Origin of the sequence: Mycobacterium kyorinense (genome assembly GCF_002101735.1) — a bacterium.
In the GTDB taxonomy this organism is placed as follows: Bacteria; Actinomycetota; Actinomycetes; order Mycobacteriales; family Mycobacteriaceae; genus Mycobacterium; species Mycobacterium kyorinense.
In genome coordinates, this window is the sequence record NZ_LQPE01000081.1 from 1 (window position 1) to 4489 (window position 4489).

3 protein-coding genes and 2 pseudogenes are annotated in these 4489 nt (G+C 62.6%); 1 reads left to right on the plus strand and 4 read right to left on the minus strand.

The annotated features are described in order from the left end of the window. Nucleotides 1-532: 532 nt before the first annotated feature. The 4 genes and pseudogenes from AWC14_RS28620 to AWC14_RS10160 form a co-directional block, all read right to left on the minus strand. Nucleotides 533-667, minus strand: a pseudogene (locus AWC14_RS28620) (IS3-like element ISMyma10 family transposase); the annotation flags it as partial. A gap of 722 nt (nt 668-1389) precedes the next feature. After that, nucleotides 1390-1806, minus strand: a complete 417-nt coding sequence (locus AWC14_RS10150) for a hypothetical protein (protein WP_084047307.1) — start codon at nt 1804-1806, stop codon at nt 1390-1392. A gap of 252 nt (nt 1807-2058) precedes the next feature. Beyond that, nucleotides 2059-2673: a hypothetical protein gene (locus AWC14_RS10155; RefSeq protein ID WP_142281654.1), complete on the minus strand. Its 615-nt coding sequence runs from the start codon at nt 2671-2673 to the stop codon at nt 2059-2061. Nucleotides 2674-2678: 5 nt separating this feature from the next. Continuing rightward, entirely contained in the window at nt 2679-2939 is a 261-nt protein-coding gene (locus AWC14_RS10160; RefSeq protein WP_084024806.1) for a hypothetical protein, read from the minus strand. A 459-nt stretch (nt 2940-3398) separates the two neighbouring features. Between AWC14_RS10160 and AWC14_RS10165 the strand changes: the two are divergent. Next, a pseudogene (locus AWC14_RS10165) lies at nt 3399-4412 on the plus strand (IS256 family transposase); the annotation flags it as partial. Nucleotides 4413-4489 lie beyond the last annotated feature (77 nt).

Sequence of the window (4489 nt, forward strand, 5' to 3'; positions counted from 1 at the left end):
GCTTCGCCGCAGCGGAGACCGCCGGCGCAAGCGCCGACGACGCACGCCGGCCTCCGGCCGGCTACCCCCGTTGCGGGTCAATTATGTTGTGCGCGTTGTCTTTTCGATGTGGTGGATGGTTGCGGTCGCGGCTTCGCCGCGACCGGGTTACGTCGCTGTATGTTGTTGTGTTGATTTGGGTTTCGTGCGACCCATTCTTCGGCTTCGCCTCCTTGTCGAATATCGTTGCATTACCGGTTGTTTCATGCCAGCTCGCGGCTGCGCCGCTTACTCCATTGTATCCCAATGCTTTTCGTACTATCACCCCATTTCGACTATGGCGCAAGGTCTTTCCTCCTTTCCGGCGCGGCAGTACGGGACAGCTGACGCTGCCCCTCATACTTTCAACGCTTGCCTTCACAACCCCACCACCCAATTGAGGCGTCCTGCTTCCCGATACCTGCGCACGTCTGCGCTCTCAGGTGCCTTTCCGTTGTCTCAGTGCTCGACGGGCCAGCTCGACTGGTCGTTGATTTGCAACACTGACTTACGGCAACGTCTCTGCGCTCATTCCCAACCGCGCCGAGATCGCCTTCATCGCCGCCCACTCGGTCTCATAGTCGCCGGCGTGCGCGCGCACCAGTCGCACCGCCCGCGCCTTAGTGTTCGCGTCGTACCTGCTCGCCATCGCGCCATCCTTCCCTCAACAGAAGGTGCGGACGAAACCCGGGACGGTTCACCGCGCCCAGCCTGCTCAGTCGGAGCGTAAAGCAAGACGTGACCAATGCACGATTCGCTCACTCACAGTGCCATGACGATTCACCTGACGCACAACGTAACTCGTGCCATCGACACCTCGTAGAGCTCTATCGACAACCCCGTAATCAGGTCCAGGCATTTCGCCCCATCGCTCGACCCCGTGCCATACAACCCGATCCCCCTTGACGAACTCCCGCTCTTGTTCTTGCATTCTTTGTGCACATCCCCCGCTTGTTTCCAGACATTACAAAACTGTTCGTCTCAATCATGGACGAGCCGGGTTGACAGGATAGAAAGCGACACAGCCCACAGGAGGCATTGGCGCCCCGCCAGATCTGCAACCCCACCTCGACGCACTAACGGTCCCCAGCGCAGATCACCACAGCCCTTTGGATGCACCGGCCGTTAGCAGCCCCCGCGGCCATCAAAAAAAGGGGGCCAGTGTCGACACCTTCGCCGCCGCTGGCCGACGACCGATGCCCGCTTAGGGTTGTTGGTCACACAATGGCCAACGGCCGGCCGCGGGCGAGGCAGGTGCTGGGGGCTGGTGGCTGCACCAAAGACCGGCGCTCTCTCGATCCTGCGCAACCACCGCCTCGCGCCGGCCGAGCCCTTCGGCCAGCGCGAGGCGGCAAGCTCCAAACCGTGGGCTTAGTAGCACGCGTGCGGGATCGACTGTTGGGCGACGCCGAATAGCGCCGCCGCATCGGTGTAGATGTCGTCGAGGTCGATCCTGACCTGGCGGCCATCTGAGTGCACTGCAATGCTGTATCCCGTTATATACCGGAGCTTCTCGGCTCCGGCGTGGACGAACACCGCGACCTGCCCGTCCTGCAAGTGCTCGGCGATCAGGTCCGGCACGAACAACTCGTGGTCTTCGCCGCTGACTTCGTCGTATGTCCAGCGTGACCAGTAGCCACCACCGTCGGGGTCGTCGGCCAAGATGACCACCCGCCCTGGGGCAGTCTCCTCAACCGTGAAATCGTGGCTTTCCAGGACATCTTTCAATGCTTGGACATCCTTGACTGCAAAGGCGTTGGTGCGGCCCGCGCCGTAATAGTTCGCCATAACCAAGCCTCTCCTTGCCCCTTTCCGGGCTCACGCCCCGGCTACCGGCCGGGGACTCATCGGCGTCGAGCTATGTGCCCGACGTGTTAGATGGTATCGCCGCACACTGACACAATTGACGACCCGCAATGCGTGATTGTTGTTGAATCCCTTGCTAATTCGCCGTCCGTTGCTAACGCCTCACCGGGTCGACCAGGCCTCGCCAAACATCAACGCTGGCGCCACGGTGGCGTGGTCCCCAGTTGTGTGAACTCAGTGGCCGTGCGCTTGCTGCTTGGCCCAGAGGTCGTAGGCGGTGACTGGTGTGCGCCGGCTTCGTGGTTTGCGCGCCTTTTGCCGGTGCTCGAGCAGGAACGCCAGCAGCCGGGCCGCTTTCACTGTTGCCTGCTCGCGGACCTGTTCAGGGCACTCGTCGGATACGCGCACGGCGGCATTTTGCATGTCGAGTTCGACCTCGACGCGGGGCACGATGATGCCGCCGAGGCCCTGCTCACGAACCCACAAGTTCAGGTAGGCGTGTGCGAACTCGGTGGTCCCGTCATCGGTGCCGTATTCATGCAATCGGCCTGGGTATAGCAGCACGTATTCGTTGCGCCACGACCGGTAGTCGGTGGCGGGTGATACGCGCACGCCCGTCGGCACGAGGTTTGCTTCTTGGCGGGTGCCGTGCTTGGCCGTGTAGTTCGCGGTTACTCGGCTGGGCTCTCGGCCGAACGGCCAGCCTTGGCGCCGATATTTCACTCCGTGCTCATCGAGCACATAGCGCCATTCGCCGGGGGGTGTCGGCTGCGCGTAGCCATCGAATTCGCTGCCGGTGGGGTCTCTCTCGGTGACGCCGAGACGTCGATTGTCGCGATCACTTGGCATGTCGATCACGCTCCAATCACGTAGTCGACGTAGAGGTCGTGGGCGTGATCTTCAGCAGCCTCGACGGTGACCTGGGCCGCCCGCTCCGATTCCAGCCACTCGATCTGACCCTGAAGCTCATAGACGTCAAGCTTCAACGCCTGCCGGTGCGCCCAGTTGTACGCCAACGGAAGCTCACCCTCGGTGCGCGCCAACAGATACCGCGCCTGCTCCAACGTCAGATCCTCGACAAACACCGGAACGTCGTCCTCGATATAGAAGAACATCAACCTCGCCCCTTCCCGGGCTCACGTCCCGGCTACCGGCCAGGACTCTGTTCAATGGTTGCCGCTCAAACGTTCCCGCTTGAACCGACGCCCTCATACTATGACCGCCCACCGACAAGATTTCGTCGCTGCATCAGGGCGCGTTCACGGCAGATGGAACCTCAACGGGGGACTGGCCCGCATTCTGATGTTTCTGCTGATCCTTAGAGCGTTGTGATCGGGATGGGGCCGCAGCGCGCTAGCCGCGGGCTCTGGCGCCCTCGAGTTAGCGCGTTGAGCTTGGGCCTGTGCCGACCTATGTCCGCAGTCAGTGCTGTGCGCTGGCGGTTGCGTCCAGCAGAGTGGTGTACGAGTCGGGGTTGATCGTTGGGCCCGGCGTGTCGTAGCCGAGTGATTGAAGGTCATCGCGTGATTCTTCGAGAGACCCGTCAAAGTCACTCGAGCAAAGGAATACACGCGATGACCACTGCCCACGATATCGACCTGCCCGCCGTGTTGGCCGAACGACTCACTAGCTGCCACCCCGACGTGCTGCGCGAGTTGTTGGCGACGTTCATCCATACCCTGATGGGTGCAGAAGCCGACGCCCTGTGTGGTGCCGGATATGGCCAGCGCAGCGCCGAGCGCACGAATCAGCGCAATGGCTATCGGCAGCGCCAGTTCGACACCCGGGCAGGCTCGTTGGATCTTGCGATCCCCAAGCTGCGCCACGGCTCGTACTTTCCGGACTGGCTGCTGGAACGCCGCAAACGCGCTGAGCGGGCGCTGACCACGGTGGTGGCCACCTGCTATCTGCTGGGGGTGTCGACGCGGCGGATGGACAAACTCGTCGAGACCCTGGGGATCACGTCGCTGTCGAAGTCTCAGGTGTCGGTGATGGCCAAAGAACTCGACGCCGCTGTGGAAGCCTTCCGGACTCGACCGCTGGATGCCGGCCCGTACACGTTCATGGCTGCTGACGCCCTGGTGCTCAAAGTGCGCGAGGCCGGCCGGGTGGTCAACGTGCACGCCCTGATCGCGACCGGGGTCAACGCCGAGGGCTACCGCGAAATTCTGGGTATTGACGTCACCACCGCCGAGGATGGGGCCGGCTGGTTGACGTTCCTGCGATCGTTGACCGCCCGCGGTCTGGGCGGGGTGCGACTGGTCACCTCGGATGCCCACGCCGGGCTGGTCAACGCGATCGGTGCCACTTTGCCTGGAGCGTCGTGGCAGCGGTGCCGCACCCATTACACAACCAATCTGATGGCGGTTACTCCCAAGAGCTCTTGGCCGTGGGTGCGCACCTTGTTGCACTCGGTGTTCGACCAGCCTGACGCCGACTCCGTTGCAGCCCAATATGACCGGGTGATCGACGCACTGGGCGACAAAATGCCCAAGGTCGCCGCGCACTTGGAGGACGCCCGCACCGACCTGCTGGCGTTCACCGCCTTCCCCAAACAGATCTGGCGCCAGATCTGGTCGAACAACCCCCTATCCGTTAACCGGCTCTCCGGGGACACGGTTCGGGCTGCAGCGTGAGGTTCACGCACAAGCGCTGAGCACGGATG